This is a genomic window from Salinarimonas chemoclinalis (assembly GCF_041514305.1).
GTDB lineage: Bacteria > Pseudomonadota > Alphaproteobacteria > Rhizobiales > Beijerinckiaceae > Salinarimonas > Salinarimonas chemoclinalis.
The window spans coordinates 166,531-181,102 of sequence record NZ_JBGMWH010000005.1 but is presented as its reverse complement, the minus strand read 5'-3'; the positions used below and the strand labels follow the sequence as shown (position 1 = coordinate 181,102).

16 protein-coding genes are annotated in these 14,572 nt (G+C 73.0%); 7 read left to right on the top strand and 9 right to left on the bottom strand.

Annotated elements, in window-relative coordinates; all coding sequences use genetic code 11:
- Positions 1-229 precede the first annotated feature (229 nt).
- Complete coding sequence (locus AB9M23_RS11465; protein WP_372424670.1) at positions 230-1,399, top strand: M20 aminoacylase family protein; 1,170 nt, start codon at positions 230-232, stop codon at positions 1,397-1,399.
- Positions 1,400-1,428: 29 nt separating this feature from the next.
- Here the strand turns inward: AB9M23_RS11465 and AB9M23_RS11460 are convergent, their stop codons facing one another.
- The 4 genes from AB9M23_RS11460 to AB9M23_RS11445 form a co-directional block, all read right to left on the bottom strand.
- Positions 1,429-2,520, bottom strand: coding sequence for a crotonase/enoyl-CoA hydratase family protein (locus AB9M23_RS11460; RefSeq protein ID WP_372424669.1), 1,092 nt, complete (start codon positions 2,518-2,520; stop codon positions 1,429-1,431).
- 277 nt (positions 2,521-2,797) lie between these two features.
- Positions 2,798-2,968, bottom strand: coding sequence for a hypothetical protein (locus AB9M23_RS11455; RefSeq protein ID WP_372424667.1), 171 nt, complete (start codon positions 2,966-2,968; stop codon positions 2,798-2,800).
- Between the two features lie 16 nt (positions 2,969-2,984).
- Positions 2,985-4,109, bottom strand: a complete 1,125-nt coding sequence (locus AB9M23_RS11450) for a YeeE/YedE thiosulfate transporter family protein (protein ID WP_372424666.1) — start codon at positions 4,107-4,109, stop codon at positions 2,985-2,987.
- An 82-nt stretch (positions 4,110-4,191) separates the two neighbouring features.
- On the bottom strand, positions 4,192-5,175 hold the full coding sequence (locus AB9M23_RS11445; RefSeq protein ID WP_372424665.1) for a sulfurtransferase: 984 nt from the start codon (positions 5,173-5,175) through the stop codon (positions 4,192-4,194).
- 173 nt (positions 5,176-5,348) lie between these two features.
- Here AB9M23_RS11445 and AB9M23_RS11440 point away from each other — a divergent pair, with 173 nt between their 5' ends.
- Positions 5,349-5,540 carry a YqaE/Pmp3 family membrane protein gene (locus tag AB9M23_RS11440; RefSeq protein WP_029030088.1) on the top strand — a complete coding sequence of 64 codons (192 nt, stop codon included), beginning with the start codon at positions 5,349-5,351 and terminating at the stop codon, positions 5,538-5,540.
- On the opposite strand, the gene AB9M23_RS11435 is transcribed toward AB9M23_RS11440, so the two are convergent.
- Positions 5,512-5,751 (bottom strand): helix-turn-helix domain-containing protein, encoded by a 240-nt coding sequence (locus AB9M23_RS11435; RefSeq protein ID WP_372424664.1) that lies wholly within the window; start codon positions 5,749-5,751, stop codon positions 5,512-5,514. The genes AB9M23_RS11440 and AB9M23_RS11435 overlap by 29 nt on opposite strands.
- A 151-nt stretch (positions 5,752-5,902) precedes the next feature.
- On the opposite strand from AB9M23_RS11435, the gene AB9M23_RS11430 reads away from it, so the two are divergent.
- Positions 5,903-6,232 carry a hypothetical protein gene (locus AB9M23_RS11430; RefSeq protein WP_372424663.1) on the top strand — a complete coding sequence of 110 codons (330 nt, stop codon included), beginning with the start codon at positions 5,903-5,905 and terminating at the stop codon, positions 6,230-6,232.
- 119 nt (positions 6,233-6,351) lie between these two features.
- Here the strand turns inward: AB9M23_RS11430 and AB9M23_RS11425 are convergent, their stop codons facing one another.
- The 4 genes from AB9M23_RS11425 to ykgO form a co-directional block, all read right to left on the bottom strand.
- A complete protein-coding gene (locus AB9M23_RS11425) occupies positions 6,352-7,734 on the bottom strand; it encodes an insulinase family protein (RefSeq protein WP_372424662.1) in 1,383 nt (460 codons plus the stop codon).
- 14 nt (positions 7,735-7,748) lie between these two features.
- Positions 7,749-9,074, bottom strand: coding sequence for a M16 family metallopeptidase (locus AB9M23_RS11420; RefSeq protein WP_372424661.1), 1,326 nt, complete (start codon positions 9,072-9,074; stop codon positions 7,749-7,751).
- An 85-nt stretch (positions 9,075-9,159) separates the two neighbouring features.
- On the bottom strand, positions 9,160-9,732 hold the full coding sequence (locus AB9M23_RS11415; RefSeq protein ID WP_372424660.1) for a tetratricopeptide repeat protein: 573 nt from the start codon (positions 9,730-9,732) through the stop codon (positions 9,160-9,162).
- Between the two features lie 104 nt (positions 9,733-9,836).
- Positions 9,837-9,962, bottom strand: coding sequence for a type B 50S ribosomal protein L36 (ykgO, locus tag AB9M23_RS11410; RefSeq protein WP_029030085.1), 126 nt, complete (start codon positions 9,960-9,962; stop codon positions 9,837-9,839).
- A 239-nt stretch (positions 9,963-10,201) separates the two neighbouring features.
- On the opposite strand from ykgO, the gene pheS reads away from it, so the two are divergent.
- The 4 genes from pheS to pheT are packed head-to-tail and all read left to right on the top strand — an operon-like array spanning position 10,202 to position 14,519.
- A complete protein-coding gene (gene pheS / locus AB9M23_RS11405) occupies positions 10,202-11,284 on the top strand; it encodes a phenylalanine--tRNA ligase subunit alpha (RefSeq protein ID WP_372424659.1) in 1,083 nt (360 codons plus the stop codon).
- Between the two features lie 40 nt (positions 11,285-11,324).
- Complete coding sequence (locus AB9M23_RS11400; protein WP_372424658.1) at positions 11,325-11,600, top strand: hypothetical protein; 276 nt, start codon at positions 11,325-11,327, stop codon at positions 11,598-11,600.
- Positions 11,597-12,058 (top strand): hypothetical protein, encoded by a 462-nt coding sequence (locus AB9M23_RS11395; RefSeq protein WP_372424657.1) that lies wholly within the window; start codon positions 11,597-11,599, stop codon positions 12,056-12,058. Before AB9M23_RS11400 ends, AB9M23_RS11395 begins: the two co-directional genes overlap by 4 nt.
- 34 nt (positions 12,059-12,092) lie before the next feature.
- Positions 12,093-14,519 (top strand): phenylalanine--tRNA ligase subunit beta, encoded by a 2,427-nt coding sequence (pheT, locus tag AB9M23_RS11390; protein ID WP_372424656.1) that lies wholly within the window; start codon positions 12,093-12,095, stop codon positions 14,517-14,519.
- Positions 14,520-14,572: the final 53 nt, after the last annotated feature.

The following is a 14,572-nucleotide window of genomic DNA, read 5'->3' as shown; positions in this document are numbered from 1 at the left end:
GCCGCGGATCGGCGACGGGTCGCGGGCTTGCGCAGCCGGAATGCGCATCGACGCACGCGCGGGGCTTCCCCTCCGGTGAGCGTGTGCGGGTTCGCCCAGCACGGACGCGGCCATTGCGCCGATTGACCCTGGGGCATCGCCCTGCTTGTCTCGGTCGCGACCCGCCGTGGTCCGCCTGCGCCCAACGCAGCGTGCGTGGACGGCGGCCGCCCACCGAGGATCGATACCCATGCCCGTGATCAACCGCGTCGCCGAGATGGCCGACGAGATCGGCGTCTGGCGCCGCGACTTCCACGAGAACCCGGAGCTGCTCTACGACGTCCACCGCACCGCGGGCATCGTCGCGCGGATGTGCCGCGCGTTCGGCTGCGACGAGGTCGTCGAGGGGATCGGCCGTACCGGCGTCGTCGCCGTGATCGAGGGGCGGTCGAACACGAGCGGACGGGTGATCGGCATCCGCGCAGACATGGACGCCCTGCCCATCGAGGAGGCGACCGGCCTCCCGCACGCCTCGAAGACGCCGGGCAAGATGCACGCCTGCGGCCACGACGGCCACACCGCCATGCTGCTCGGGGCCGCGAAGTACCTCGCCGAGACGCGCAACTTCGACGGCAGGGCGGTGATGATCTTCCAGCCCGCCGAGGAAGGTGGCGGCGGCGGCGACGCCATGGTCAAGGACGGCCTGATGGAGCGCTTCGGCGTCCAGAAGGTCTACGGCCTGCACAACATGCCGGGCATCCCCGTCGGCGCCTTCGCGCTGCGCCCCGGCCCGCTGATGGCGGCGGCCGACCACTTCGACATCCATGTCGAGGGCAAGGGCGGCCACGCGGCGCGCCCGCACGAGTGCATCGACACCGCGCTCGTGGTCTCCCAGCTCGTCACGGCGCTCCAGGCGATCGTCGCGCGCAACGTCGACCCCCTCGAGAGCGCCGTGATCTCGATCTGCATGATCCGCACGGGCGACACCTACAACGTCATCCCGCAGACGGCGCACCTCAAGGGCACGACCCGCACGCTCGACGAGGACGTGCGCGACCTGTGCGAGGCGCGCATCCGCCGGGTGGTGGAGAGCGTCTGCGCGGCGCACGGCGCAACCGGCCGCGTCGACTATCGCCGCGGTTACCCGGTGACGAGCAACCACGCCGAGGAGGCCGAATTCCTCGGTCGCGTCGCCGAGGCGATCGGCGGCGAGCGCTCCGTCGACTGGACGGTCGCGCCGCAGATGGGTGCGGAGGATTTCTCCTACATGCTCCTGAGCCGCCCGGGCGCCTACATCTTCATGGGCAACGGCGACACCGCCGGCGTCCATCACCCCGCCTACGACTTCAACGACGCGGCGATCCCCTGGGGTGTCTCGCTGTGGGCGAAGCTCGTCGAGACGGCGATGCCCGCCTCCTGACGCCGATCGAGCCCCGCCGCGCGTCGCGCTCAGGCGACGGCGGCGCTGACGGCGTGCGCGCGGCGGCGGTCCTGGGCGGCGACCAGCCGCTCCATCTTGCGCAGGTCGGCGGCGCCGAGCGCCATGGCGGCGTCGACCCACATCTCGACGATGTCCACCATCTCCGCGAACGCCAGCGGCCGGGCCCGGCGCGCGGCGGCGTACATCGCGGCGTGCGCGTTGTGCCGCTTGCGGTTGCGGGCGACGTAGGCCTCGACCGCGGCCGCCCCTTCGCCCGGTTCGGCGAGGACGTCGACGAGGCCGAGCCCGGCGAGCTCCTCCGCGTCGTAGAGCCTGCCGCTCTCGATCATCTCGCGCATCGCCGTGCCGGGGAGCCTGCGGGAGAGGAACGAGTAGGCGCCCATCCCCGGGAAGAGGTTGAACAGGACCTCCGGGAAGCCGCACTTCGTGCCGCGCTCGGCGACGACCACGTCGCACGACAGCGCCGCCTCGAACCCGCCGCCGAGCGCGTCGCCCTGCACGAGCCCGATCGTGACGATCGGCAGGCCGTAGTTCTCGTGGTTGGCGTAGACCACCTCGATGCACGAGCGCGCGTAGGCGGAGAGGCCGGCGCGATCGCCGGCCTTGATGCAGGCGCCGAACAGCGCGAGGTCGCCGCCCAGGTTGAACACGCCGGGATGGCTCGAGCCGACGACGAAGTAGCGGAACGGCGGCTCGCCACCCTCGGGCGTGTCGGCGAACAGAGAAACCAGCGAGCGCTGCATCGCCTGGAGCCCGCGAAGCAATCCTTCAGTGTATGACGGTCGACCCGACGGCGCCATCGTGCACCAATAGGTCTCCCGCGTCGGATCCAGCCGGACCGAGACCTCCTCGAAGCGGTCGGCGGCGACGCGCAGGTGCGCGGGGAGGCCGGCGGCGGCCTTGAGCCCGTCGAGCGCCTCCAGCGGGGACAGGCGCCGGTTGGCCGCCGGGCGCCGCCAGGAACCACGGGCGATCGGCAGGTCGCGGCCGTCACGCCCTTCGCGTTGCTCGAGAGCCTCGAAAAGCTCGCCGATCGGCTCGGCGCCGCCGAGCACCGCGCGGAAATCCATGATCTGCCTCATCTCGGTGACCGCCCCCACGGGGGCGCTTCTCCGTCCGTCCGACCGCAACTAACCATAGGCGGCCCCGAAGGGGAACCGCTAGAATGCGATCGAAACCGGAAAGGTTTCGTTAGGGTTAATCGTACGTTCCGAGACCAACACCAACAATTAAAAGCTGCCGATCGCAGCTTGTCAAATGAAACACGTATTCTCGCTCGGATCGCAACGCCCGCGAACCGGCGTCGAAACGCGCGGAGCGTGGCCGTGGCTGGAGATCCCGCGGGCACCGCCGCGCTCGTGCGCGCAAATGTCGCGCTCAGCCCGGTGCCGCGGCGCAATGCGCGCCGGACGGCGCGGCGCCCGATCCGAGCGCGGCGGGGGCGGGCGCGCGGAACGGGTCGAGGGGGCGGCTCGCCCCGACGTCGAGGGCGACGAGGAGCGCGATCGCGGCGATCAGCGCGAGCCCGACGGTGCGGCGCTGCGGCATGACGGAGCCCTCCCTCTCAACGTGCCGGCTCGAGGCCCGCGGCCGGCCGCGGCGCGGCCTGCAGCCAGGCGAGGATCCGCACGCCCAGGATCGACCCGGCGAAGGCCGCAGCGAACCAGGCCCAGCCGTGCAGCGAGCCCGTGGCGATGCCGGAGAAGAAGGCGCCGACGTTGCAGCCGAAGGCGAGTCGCGAGGCGTAGCCCATCACCAGCGCCGCCACCACGATGCCGCCGACGAGACGCGCCGCCGGGCGCGCCGGCGGCGCGTCCATCGACCGGCGCCAGCGCGCCGCGATGAAGGCGCCGGCGACGAGGCCGAGGTTGGTCAGCGAGGTGACGTCGGTGAGGATCGACGAGACGAGCCGCTCGGCGTTGCCGGGCGCCGCCCAGAACGCGGTCTGGGAGAGGTCGGCGCCGGCCGCGGTCGCCACCTTCGCGCCCCACAGGCCGAGACCGTAGACGATGCCCCAGGGCTGGCCCGCGACGACGAGGTTGAGGACGGCGAGGCCCGCGAGCAGCCCCGCGGCGAGGAACAGCCGTCCCTGCGGCAGGCGTGCGCCCTTCTCGGCCCGCAGGCCGACGACGACGGCCACCGCCGCGAGCCCGGCGAGCGTCGCCGCGAGCGCGCCCTCGGCGCCGAGGAGGCCGGGCAGAGTCAGCACGGGCAGCGAGGCGAGGTCCGTCCACCAGGCGAGGTGCAGCGTGCCGAGGAAGGAGCCGACGATGAAGAAGAGGAGCGCCAGCGCCCCCAGCGCGTTGCCGGAGCCCGCGTTGACGAGCGTCCCCGAGCCGCAGCCCATGACGATCTGCATGCAGGTGCCGAAGACGAAGGCGCCGGCGATCATCGCCGCCCCGACCGGCGCGTGCGCGCCCATCAGCTCGCCCGGCGCCGCCGCGAGCAGCGGCAGCGCCACGGCGGCGGTGAGCCCGATGGCGAGGAGTTGCGCCATCACGCCCCGCCCGTCGCGGCGCGTGACGAGCGCCTTCCACGGCCCGGCGAACCCGAAGCGCAGGCCCTCGAGCGTCAGCCCGAAGCCGACGCCGACCAGGAAGAGGAGCGCGAAGCGCAAGCCCACGAACAGCGCCAGGAACCCGGCGACGACGAGGGCGAGGAGGACGAGGCCCGTGCGCGTGAGGAGCATACCAAGGTCCTTGCCGAGAGGACGGTGCGGCCCGCCGACGGGCGGCGGGCCGGTTGCGGTCGAGACGGGCGCGGACGGCGCGTCAGAGGATGCGGTCGAGCCACTGGCGCGTCGACATCAGCAGCCATTCCACCCGGCCCGGCTCGTTGTCGAGGGCGCGCCCGCCGTTCGACCACTCGACGACGCTCTCCGGATAGAGCTTCACGCCCTCGATCCCGGCGAGCTCGGAGAGCGCGAACCAGTTCGTCGCCGCCCAGTGCCCGGTGTTGCAGAAGGACACGAGCGTCGCGCCGTCGGCGAGCCCGGCGCTTCGCGCGATGGCGCGGGCGCGCTCGGCGTCGACCACGAGGGGGCCGCCGTCCACGAACCAGGAGGCGTGGCTGAAGTTCTCCGCCGTCGGCAGCGTGCCGGGCCGCGCCGCGGCGCCGTGCCAGAGGCGGCCGAGGAAGAACGGCTCGGGCCGCGCGTCCACCAGGGTGGCGTCACCGCGCGCGATCGAGGCCTCGATCCCCTGGGCGCTCGCCCGCCATTCGTCCGACAGGACGGCGTCGAAGATCGTCGGGTCCGGGCGGACCGGCTCCGTGGAGAGCGCGCGTCCCGACGCGACCCAGGCGCCGACGCCGCCGTTGAGGATGGCGATGCGCTCGACGCCGAGCGACTTCAGGGTCCAGTAGACCCGCGCGGCGGAGCCGAAGTCCGAGGAATCCGCGCCCTGGTGCACGACGACGACGGGCGTCGTCTCGTCGATGCCGCTCTCGCCGACGAGCACGGAGAGCAGCGCCGGCTCCGGCAGCGCGCCGGGATTGTCGCCGGGTCCGCGCCATTGCGTGTAGGGCGCGTTGACGGCGCCGGGTATGTGCCCCTGCGCGAAGGCCGCCGCGGCGCGGATGTCGAGGACGACCGGATCGACGGTCTCCCCGAGCGCGGCGAGCCGCGCGGGATCGACGAGCTTGTCCCATCCCTCCTGCGCGTGGACGGGCGCGGCCCATGCGATGCCGGCAATGAGCGCGGCGCCGGCGGCGGCGGCGCGTGCGGCGGCGGAGAAGCGGAGCGTGTGGGCGGCCATGCGGACCTCCTCGTAGAGACGATGTCGGCGCCGTGTATAGGCCCTTATTCCCCGTGTGTCACGCGAATTCTCTTATTTCACATTCTTACATGTGTTTGAACGTCGGAACCGCCCCGCCGCGCGTTCCGTTCTCTCCGCGAATCCCCTTCACGCAAAGACGGAACACACCTCCCATGGCCGACTTCCTGCGCATCCTCATCGCCGTCCTGCTGCCGCCGCTCGGCGTCTTCCTGCAGGTGGGCCTGCGCGGCCCCTTCTGGCTCAACATCCTGCTGACGATCCTCGGCTACATTCCCGGGATCATCCACGCGGTCTGGGTGATCGCGAAGTACGGGCCTAGCGCGGAACAGCGAGCGAGATCGTGATTCGCGCGTCGTCGAGCGCGAAGGAGATGCCGCCCTGCGCGAAGGCGCCGCGCACGCGTTCGACGTTCGCCGCGCTGGAGCGCAGAGGCCCCCGGGTCGGGTCCTCCATGCGCTGGATCGTCGGCAGCGACACGCCGGCGCGGGCCGCGAGATCGGCCTGCGTCCAGCCCACGAGGTCGCGCCCCGCCTTGATCATCCCACAGGTCAGCATCGTCTCGTCCACCCCGCGTCGGCAGCGATCCTCGCCTGCGAAGCTCGAGCGGCGCTGACCGCCGGGCGGGCCGCGACGCGCTCGACCGTTCGGCGCCGCTGGTCTATCCAGTGGCTCCCGTAGGACGTCGCGAGCCGGGAGCAGGGGCGGCATGCACACGATCGAGGATCCGCGCGGGCGCATCGAGCGGCTCGAGGTGGAGATCGCCGCGCTCGAGGAGAGCGCCGAGCGCTGCGGCAAGATCATGCTCGTCGCGCGGGTGGGGGTCGTCGCCGGCCTCGTGGTCCTGGCCGCGGCCATCCTCGGCTTCCTTCGCCTGGGCGGCCTCGCTTTCGTCCTCGCCGTCTCGGCGATCCTGATCGGCATCGTACTCTACGGCTCGAACCGCTCCACCCGCGACGGCCTGCGCGGCGACATCGCGCGGCGCCGCGAGGCCCGCGACGCGCTCATCGACGCGATCGGGCCGCGCACCGTGCATTGAGGCGGCGGGTGCGCGGCGGCGCGCGCGCGGCGTCGGAACCCGGGGCTCGTCTCGTCCACGCACCGGGTTCGCTCGATGGGACGTGCCCTGGATGGGACGTGCCCTGGATGGGACGTGCCCTAGCAGCCGGCGGCGTCCTCCGGGAGGTCCACCACGCACCGCGCCGAGAAGGCCTCGGGGCGAGGCGTGACGACAGCGACGGTCACCGGGGTGGCGAAGGTGGCGGAGACGTAGGCGTCGAGCGCGTCGCTCGCGAGACCCTCGAGCGCCTCGATCATCGCGTCGAGTCCGCCGTCGAGCCCCTCGGCGCGACGGGCGAGGACGGCCTGCGCCCAGGCGTTCGGGTCGCTCGCGGCCTGTGACAGGACCGCGAATTCCCGGTCCCTCGTGCGGGCGAACGCGCCGTCCGGCAGCCCGTCCGCGAGAGACACGAGCGTCTCGCGCATCGTCGTGGCGACCTCCGCCGCCCGATCGGGCGGGACGGCCGCGCCGAAACCGACGAGCGCCTGGTCGGGCGTGATCGCGTAGACGCGGACGCCGACATCGTAGGCCGCGCCGATCCGGCTGCGCAGGGCCTCGAACAAGAGCGACCCCGGCCCGCCCGCGAGCGCCGAGACCAGCAGGCGATCGTGCAGGTGATGCGCCGCGGTCGGGATCGCTGCGATCACGATCGCCTGGGCGGCTTCGGGGGCGTCGACGACCACCGTGTCACCGAGGTTGTGCCAGGCGACGGGGACGGGCTCGGGGGAGGGCACGCTCTCGGCCGGGAGCGCTTCCAGCACGGTGTCGATCGCCCCGGCGATGGCCGCCTGCGGCTGCGGCCCCGCCGCGACGACGACGGGCCGGCGATCGAAGACGGCCGCGCGCCACGCCGCGACGTCCTGCGCGGTCACGTCCTCGACGGTGCTCGTGGGCCTGTTGGTGAGAGCCGACAGGCGCCGGTCGCCACCGCCGACGAACGCGCCCAGCGCCCGCTCCGCCATGAAGCCGGGGTTCCGCTCGGTCGCGACGAGATTGTCCAGCATCGTCCGCGCGAGCCGCCCGAGATCGTCGGCGTCGAGGTCCGCGCGCACGAGCAGATCGGCGGCGATTCGCGCCGCCGGCCGGTAGGCCTCGCCCCCGACCTGCTGCGACAGCAGCGCGAGGCGCGTGTCGTGCAGCGTGTTCGTCAGGACGAATCCCTGCCGCGCGTCGTCCAGCCTCTCGCCCAGCGCGCGCGCCGGCGCGCCGTCGATGCGCGCACCCATGTGCTGCGGTCCGAGCGAGATCAGCCCCTCGCGGCCCGGCGAGCGGAGCGCATGCGTGTTCGGCCAGGCGAGGACGATCGTACCGTAGGGTGCATCGGGCAGGTCGACGTGGATGTAGGGAATGCCTGCGCCGGTCGTCCGCGACACCGGCTCGGAGGCGGCGGCGGCCTGGGCGAGGGCGAGGGCGGCCAGGGCGCAGAGGCCGGCCAGGACGGAGCGAGGACGAGGGCGGGAGAGTATCGTCGGGCGGCGCATCGGCACGGCTCACTTCATCTGGGGGCGGGGAGCAGGTCGGCGGCGACGGTGCGGTGGGGCGACGCGAGCGCCCGCGCCACCGCCGACGTGTCGGCGGGCGTGACGGCGTCCGCGATCCGCGCGCGATCTCGCCAGGATGCGAGATCGCGGCCCGCGGCGATCCAGTGCGCCAGAGCGACGCCGGTGCCGACGGGCCGGGCATCGGCCTCGCGCAGCCGGATCGCCGCGCGCCGCGCCACGCGCGCCAGCACCTCGGCCTCGATCCCGCCCTCCGCCAGCTCGGCGAGACGCGCACGCAAGGCGGCCTCGAGGTCGTCGAGCGCGGCGGCGGGCGTGCCCGGGCGCGCCGAAAGCCGCACCTCGAGCACGACCCAGCCCGGCGCGAGCGTCCGCGCGGCGAAGGCGATGTCGCGGAAGATCGCCGTCGCCGCGCGTTCCAGCTCCGGGCGCGGCGCGCCGGGAAGGCCGCTCGCGAGGTAGTCGAGCAGCAGCCCCGTCGCGGCGAAGGCCCGCGGCGTCTCCGGCACCCGGGCGAGGACGGCGAGGACGCGCTCCGGCGCGCCGACGGCGGGATCGGCGAGGGCGAGCGCGACGCGTTCGGCGGCCGGCGGCTCCGGGTCGAGGGCGCGCGCCGGCCGCGGGCGCGCCTCGGCCCGTCCGATCTCCGCCTCGACCCGCGCCCGCACGGCCTCGGGCGCGATCGGACCGGCGACGACGAGGACGGCGGCGTCGGCCCGGTATCGCTCCGCGTGGAAGGCGACGGCATGTGCCAGCGCGAGCGCCTCGATGTCCGCCGGCGCTCCGATCGGGTCGCGGCCGAGCGGCGTGCCGGGAAGGAGCGCCTCGCGTACCAGCGCCCCGAGCCGCCCCGCGGGGCTCGCGCGACGCCCTTCGCCCTCGCGCAGGATCGCCGCGCGCTCGCGCTCGAGGGCCTCGGGCGGGACGTCGACCCCGCGGAAGACCGAGAGCGTCGCGGCGACCACGTCGATGGCGGCTTCGGGAGGCGCCGCCGCCACGAACAGCGTCGCGTCGGAGGACACGAAGGCGTTGCCGTGCGCGACGACGGGCGCCAGATCGGGTTCGTGCAGGAGCAGGAGGTGCTCGAGCAGATGCGCCGCACCAGCCGCCCCGGCCGGCTCGTCCGCCGCGCCGGCGGGCACCCTGAGCACCACCTCGACGACGCGCGCGCGCGCGTCGGGTCGAATGCACAGCGTGATCCCGCGCGTTTCGCAGCGCGGCTCACTCGCCAGTGTCGGTGACACGACACAGGCGAGCGCGAGCGCGGCGAGGGCGAGGCGCGATCGACGAGGGCGTCGCGCGAAGCGTGGCGTGGAACTCATCAGAGGCCGAACGGCTGGTCGGGAGCGATGCCGTGTCGAACCTCGACACACGCGACCGAATTGTCAAGGCCGGTGGCGCACCATTCTAGAGATCCACCCCGTCCACCTCCCGCGACAGCCGCCCGACGATCGCCTCGATGCGCGGCAGGTGCGGGTGGATGGCGAGCGCGCGCTCGAAGCTCTCGAGCGCGCCGCGCTCGTCGCCGGCCCGCATCAGCAGGTTCCCGAGACCGGCCCAGGCGGCGAAGTGGCGCGGCTCCAGCGACACCACGCGGTAGATGTCGGCGATCGCCGAGACCGGGTCGTCGAGCATGGTGAAGGCGATGGCCCGGCGGTTCCAGGCCTCGGCCCAGCCCGGCTCGATGACGAGGATGCGGTCGATCAGCTCGATGGCGAGCGCGGGGTCTCGGGCGCGCATCGCGTCGCGGGCGCGGTTCATCAGCAGGTCCGCGGTGGGCGATCCGGAATCGAGCCAGCGGCGCTGGATGAGCAGGGCGACGCCGCGTGCCTCGGCGGCGCTGTCCGTCTGAGCGAGGCGCGCGAAGAGCTGGTCCACGCGCGCGTCCTGCGCGCGCGCGTCGGTTCCCGCCGCGAGGAGCGCGACGGCGAGGCCGAAGCCGAACAGCGAGCCGAGGAGCGAGGCGCGAAAACGACGCATGCCGGATGATCGCCTCATCCGGCATGCGTCGTCAATCGCGTCGTTCGCCGGTCGCCTGCGGCGGAAAGCGGCGGGGCCGGACTCGCGCCGCGGCCGCGGCTCCCTCAGCCCTGGCGGGCCTTGAAGCGCTTCTGCGTCTTGTTGATGATGTAGACGCGGCCCTTGCGGCGCACGATGCGGTTGTCGCGATGGCGCGTGCGCAGGGACTTCAGCGAGTTGCGGATCTTCATGGTATGCTCTCCTCGGCGCGCTCGCGCCCGGTGGCCCGTGCTCCGGCTCCGGCCGCCCGCATCGCCGGAGGCGACGTCGGAGACACGGGAACCGATCGCACGCGGCGCCCGCGTGACGTTGGACGGGGCAATACCCAAAACGCGCCCGCGGGTCAACGCCCGCGCGGGCGCATCCGGCACTTGACGCCCCGCCCGCCAGGCGCTTGATCAGCCCGACGCGCGAAACCGCCGAGGAACCGATGACCGACCCGACCGAGCTCGAACGCGACATCCTCGCCCGCATCGAGGCCGCGACCGACGAAGCCGCGCTCGAGGGCGTGCGCGTCTTCGCGCTCGGCAAGAAGGGCGTCGTCTCCGAGCGGCTGAAGTCGCTGGGCGGCATGTCGCCCGACGAGCGCAGGACCCTCGGCCCTCGGATCAACGGCCTGCGCGACGCCGTCCAGGGCGCGCTCGCCGCGCGGAAGGTCACGCTCGAGGAGGCGGCGCTCGCCGAGCGCCTCGCCGCCGAGCGCGTCGACGTCACGCTCCCCGTGCGCGAGAGCCCGGAGTCGCGCGGGCGCATCCACCCGATCAGCCAGGTGATCGACGAACTCGTGGCGATCTTCTCCGACATGGGCTTCTCGATCGCCGAGGGACCCGACGTCGAGACGGACCACTACAACTTCACCGCCCTGAACTTCCCCGAGGGCCACCCCGCCCGGGAGATGCACGACACGTTCTTCATGCGCGAGGACGCGCAGGGCGCGCGCAAGCTCCTGCGCACCCACACCTCGCCGGTGCAGATCCGCACCATGGAGAGCGTGGCGCCGCCGATTCGGGTGATCATCCCGGGGCGCACCTACCGCCACGATTCGGACCAGACTCACACGCCGATGTTCCACCAGGTCGAGGGGCTCGTGATCGACGAGAGCGCGACGCTGGCGAACCTCAAGTGGATCATCGAGGAGTTCTGCAAGGCGTTCTTCGAGATCGAGAACGTCAAGATGCGCCTGCGCCCGTCCTTCTTCCCCTTCACCGAGGTCTCGGCGGAGGTCGACATCCAGTGCGACCGCTCGGGCGGGGAGATCCGCTTCGGCGAGGGCAGCGACTGGCTCGAGATCATGGGCTGCGGCATGGTGCACCCGAACGTGCTGCGCAATTGTGGACTCGATCCCGATGTCTACCAGGGCTTCGCCTGGGGCATGGGCATCGACCGCATCGCCATGCTGAAATACGGCATCCCGGACCTGCGCGACATGTTCGAGGCCGACAAGCGCTGGATCGAGCACTACGGCTTCCGCCCGCTCGACCTGCCGACGCTGGCCGGCGGGCTGTCGAGCTGAGGGCGCGCACGCGCCGGGATCGCGCACACGAGGCGAGGCCATGACGGACGAGGAGATCAGACGGCTCGTCGAGCCCATCCTGCGCAGGCATCTCGGGCCCTTCGGCTTCGAGACGGCGGAGGTCGTCTCCGGCCGGGACCACGACGGGGACCCGGCGATCTTCGTCTCGGCGAAGTACCGGCTGGGTGAGCCGAAGCTCGACGCCGACGCAGCGCTGCTGGCGATGAACGAGGTCTGGGACACCGTGCGTAGTCGGAACGACGACCGGATCCCGTATCTCCAGCACCGCTTCCCGGAGCCGGAGGGCCGTCGATGACGCCCCAGGAGCTGATCGGCGCCGCGGAGCACATGCTTCGGCGTCGCAGGACGAGCCCGCGTCAGGCGCTCCTGAAGCGGGCGGTCAGTACCGCGTACTATGCGGTCTTCCACGCCGCCGCGCGCATGGCCGCCAACGCGCTCGTCGGCAGGACGAAGGCCTCGACGGATGCATGGCTGCTCACGTATCGCGCCGTCCAGCACGCCTTCGTGAAGAATGTCGTGCGGCGGGCGGATGTGCAGGCCCTGCACGACGGCGTGCGGCAGTTCGCGAGCATCTTCATCGCGCTCCAGGAGCTGCGCCACCTCGCCGACTACGACCCGAGCCGCTCGTTCACCCGCGAGGAGGCGGTGACCGCCGTCGAGCTCGCGCAGCGCGGCATCGCCGCCCTCGCGGCCGTCCCCGCCGCCATCCGCCTCGACCTCGCCGCCCGCCTCCTCTTCAAGCCCCGGCCCTGACCGGCGCCGCCCGCGACACGAACGGACCCGATCGATGAAGCTCACCCTCTCCTGGCTCAAGGAGCATCTCGAGACCGCCGCCACCCTCGACCAGGTCGCCGAGACGCTCACCCGCATCGGCCTCGAGGTGGAGGCCGTGGAGGACAAGGCGAAGGCGCTCGCGCCCTACCGCATCGCCTCGGTGCTCACCGCCGAGCAGCACCCCAACGCCGACCGGCTGCGGGTCTGCACCGTCGATCTCGGCGACGGCGCGCCGCCGACCCGGGTCGTCTGCGGCGCCCCCAACGCGCGCGCCGGCATGAAGAGCGTGTTCGCCCCGCCCGGCACCTACATCCCGGGCAAGGACATCACGCTCGGCGTCGGCGTCATCCGCGGCGTCGAGAGCGCCGGCATGCTCTGCTCGGAGGCCGAGCTCGGCCTCTCGGAGGATCACGACGGCATCATCGACCTGCCGCAGGAGGCCCCCACGGGGCAGGCCTTCGCGGCCTATGCGGGCCTCGACGACGCCGTCATCGAGATCGGGCTGACCCCGAACCGCTCGGATTGCGCCTCGATCCGCGGGATCGCCCGCGACCTCGCCGCCGTCGGGCTCGGCGCCCTGAAGCATGCGCCCGAGCCCACGCTCGAGGGCGCGTTCGAGCTGCCCGTGCGGGTCGTGCGCGACCTGCCCGGCGAGGAGCACCTGTGCCCGGCCTTCGGCCTGCGGCTCGTGCGCGGCGTGCGCAACGGCCCCTCGCCGGCCTGGATGCAGCGCCGGCTCAAGGCCATCGGCCTGCGCCCGATCAACGCGCTCGTCGACATCACGAACTACATGACGTTCGACCGCGGCCGCCCGCTCCACGTCTTCGACGCGGACAAGGTGAAGGGCGACCTCGTCGTGCGCAAGGCGCGCGCGGGCGAGAGCCTGCTCGCGCTCGACGGGCGCACCTACGCGCTCGACGAGAGCGTCGTGGTCATCGCCGACGAGAACGGCCCCGAATCGATCGGCGGCATCATGGGCGGCGAGCACACCGGCTGCGACGAGGGCACCACCAACGTTCTGATCGAGTCCGCCCTGTGGGACCCGCGCGACATCGCGCGCACGGGCCGCCGGCTCGGCATCGTCACCGACGCCCGCTACCGCTTCGAGCGCGGCGTCGACCCCAACGACACGCTGCCGGGCCTCGACGTCGCGACGCGGCTCGTGATGGACCTGTGCGGCGGCGAGCCGTCGACACGCATGCTCGCGGGCGCCATCCCCGACACGAGCCGCATCATCACCTTCCCCTGGAGCGAGACGAAGCGGCTCTCGGGCCTCGACGTGCCCCAGGCGGAGGCGAAGGTGATCCTCCAGGAACTCGGCTTCCACCTCTCCGGCTCGGGCGTCGGCGACACGGTGAAGGTGCTGCCGCCGTCCTGGCGCCCCGACATCGAGGGCAAGGCCGACCTCGTCGAGGAGATCGTGCGCATCGCCGGCATCGACCGCATCGAGTCGCGCCCCCTGGCGCGCGACCGCGGCATCGCCAAGCCCGTGCTCACCCTCGTCCAGAAGCGCACGCGCTCGGCCAAGCGCACGCTGGCGGCGCGCGGCATGCTCGAGGCCGTCACCTGGTCCTTCATCGCCAAGGAGCAGGCGCTGCTGTTCGGCGGCGGCGACCCCGCGCTCGAGGTGGCGAACCCGATCGCGGCCGACCTCTCCGACATGCGCCCCTCGCTGCTGCCCGGGCTGATCCGCGCCGCGCAGCGCAACGCCGACCGCGGCTATCCGGACGTGGCGCTGTTCGAGGTCGGTCAGTGCTTCCGCGACGACACGCCCGCGGGCCAGACGATACGCGCCGCCGCCGTGCGCCGCGGCACGGCGCGGCTCGAGGGTGCCGGCCGACATTGGGACGGCGGCGCGCGGCCCGTCGACGTCTTCGACGCCAAGGCGGACGCGCTCGCGCTGCTGGCGGCGCTCGGCATGCCGGTCGGGTCGCTCCAGATCGTCGCAGGCGGGCCGGGCTGGATGCATCCCGGGCGCTCCGGGCGCATCCAGCTGGGGCCCAAGGCGGTGTTCGGCCATTTCGGCGAGCTGCACCCCTCCGTGCTGAAGGCGCTCGACGCGAAGGGGCCGATCGTGGCCTTCGAGATCGACCTCGAGACGCTGCCCGCGCCGAAGCCGAAGCCGACGAAGGTCAAGCCGCCGCTCGTGCTCTCCGGCTTCCAGCCGCTCACCCGTGACTTCGCCTTCGTGGTCGACGCGGGCGTCGAGGCGGCGGCGATCGTGCGCGCGGCGCAGGGCGCCGAGAAGGCCCTCGTCACCGACGTCGCCGTCTTCGACGTCTACGAGGGCGAGCGCGTCGAGGCGGGCAGGAAGTCGGTCGCCGTCGCCGTGACGCTCCAGCCGCGGGAGAAGACGCTCACGGACGCGGAGATCGAGGCGATCTCGCAAAAGATCGTCGGCGAGGTGGCGAAGAAGACGGGGGCAGTGCTGCGGACGTGAGAGGCGGGGAGCGAGGGCGAAGGGTGGCACGATCCCCGAGCGGGAGGCGCCGC

Bases quoted from the DNA above. Each gene is read 5' to 3' on its own strand.
- AB9M23_RS11445 (WP_372424665.1), bottom strand. From the start codon at position 5,175: ATGGCCGCCCACACGCTCCGCTTCTCCGCCGCCGCACGCGCCGCCGCC.
- ykgO (WP_029030085.1), bottom strand. From the start codon at position 9,962: ATGAAGATCCGCAACTCGCTGAAGTCCCTGCGCACGCGCCATCGCGAC.
- pheT (WP_372424656.1), top strand. From the start codon at position 12,093: ATGAAGCTCACCCTCTCCTGGCTCAAGGAGCATCTCGAGACCGCCGCC.
- AB9M23_RS11400 (WP_372424658.1), top strand. From the start codon at position 11,325: ATGACGGACGAGGAGATCAGACGGCTCGTCGAGCCCATCCTGCGCAGG.
- AB9M23_RS11450 (WP_372424666.1), bottom strand. From the start codon at position 4,109: ATGCTCCTCACGCGCACGGGCCTCGTCCTCCTCGCCCTCGTCGTCGCC.
- AB9M23_RS11430 (WP_372424663.1), top strand. From the start codon at position 5,903: ATGCACACGATCGAGGATCCGCGCGGGCGCATCGAGCGGCTCGAGGTG.
- AB9M23_RS11420 (WP_372424661.1), bottom strand. From the start codon at position 9,074: ATGAGTTCCACGCCACGCTTCGCGCGACGCCCTCGTCGATCGCGCCTC.
- pheS (WP_372424659.1), top strand. From the start codon at position 10,202: ATGACCGACCCGACCGAGCTCGAACGCGACATCCTCGCCCGCATCGAG.
- AB9M23_RS11465 (WP_372424670.1), top strand. From the start codon at position 230: ATGCCCGTGATCAACCGCGTCGCCGAGATGGCCGACGAGATCGGCGTC.
- AB9M23_RS11425 (WP_372424662.1), bottom strand. From the start codon at position 7,734: ATGCGCCGCCCGACGATACTCTCCCGCCCTCGTCCTCGCTCCGTCCTG.
- AB9M23_RS11455 (WP_372424667.1), bottom strand. From the start codon at position 2,968: ATGCCGCAGCGCCGCACCGTCGGGCTCGCGCTGATCGCCGCGATCGCG.
- AB9M23_RS11395 (WP_372424657.1), top strand. From the start codon at position 11,597: ATGACGCCCCAGGAGCTGATCGGCGCCGCGGAGCACATGCTTCGGCGT.
- AB9M23_RS11440 (WP_029030088.1), top strand. From the start codon at position 5,349: ATGGCCGACTTCCTGCGCATCCTCATCGCCGTCCTGCTGCCGCCGCTC.
- AB9M23_RS11435 (WP_372424664.1), bottom strand. From the start codon at position 5,751: ATGCTGACCTGTGGGATGATCAAGGCGGGGCGCGACCTCGTGGGCTGG.
- AB9M23_RS11415 (WP_372424660.1), bottom strand. From the start codon at position 9,732: ATGCGTCGTTTTCGCGCCTCGCTCCTCGGCTCGCTGTTCGGCTTCGGC.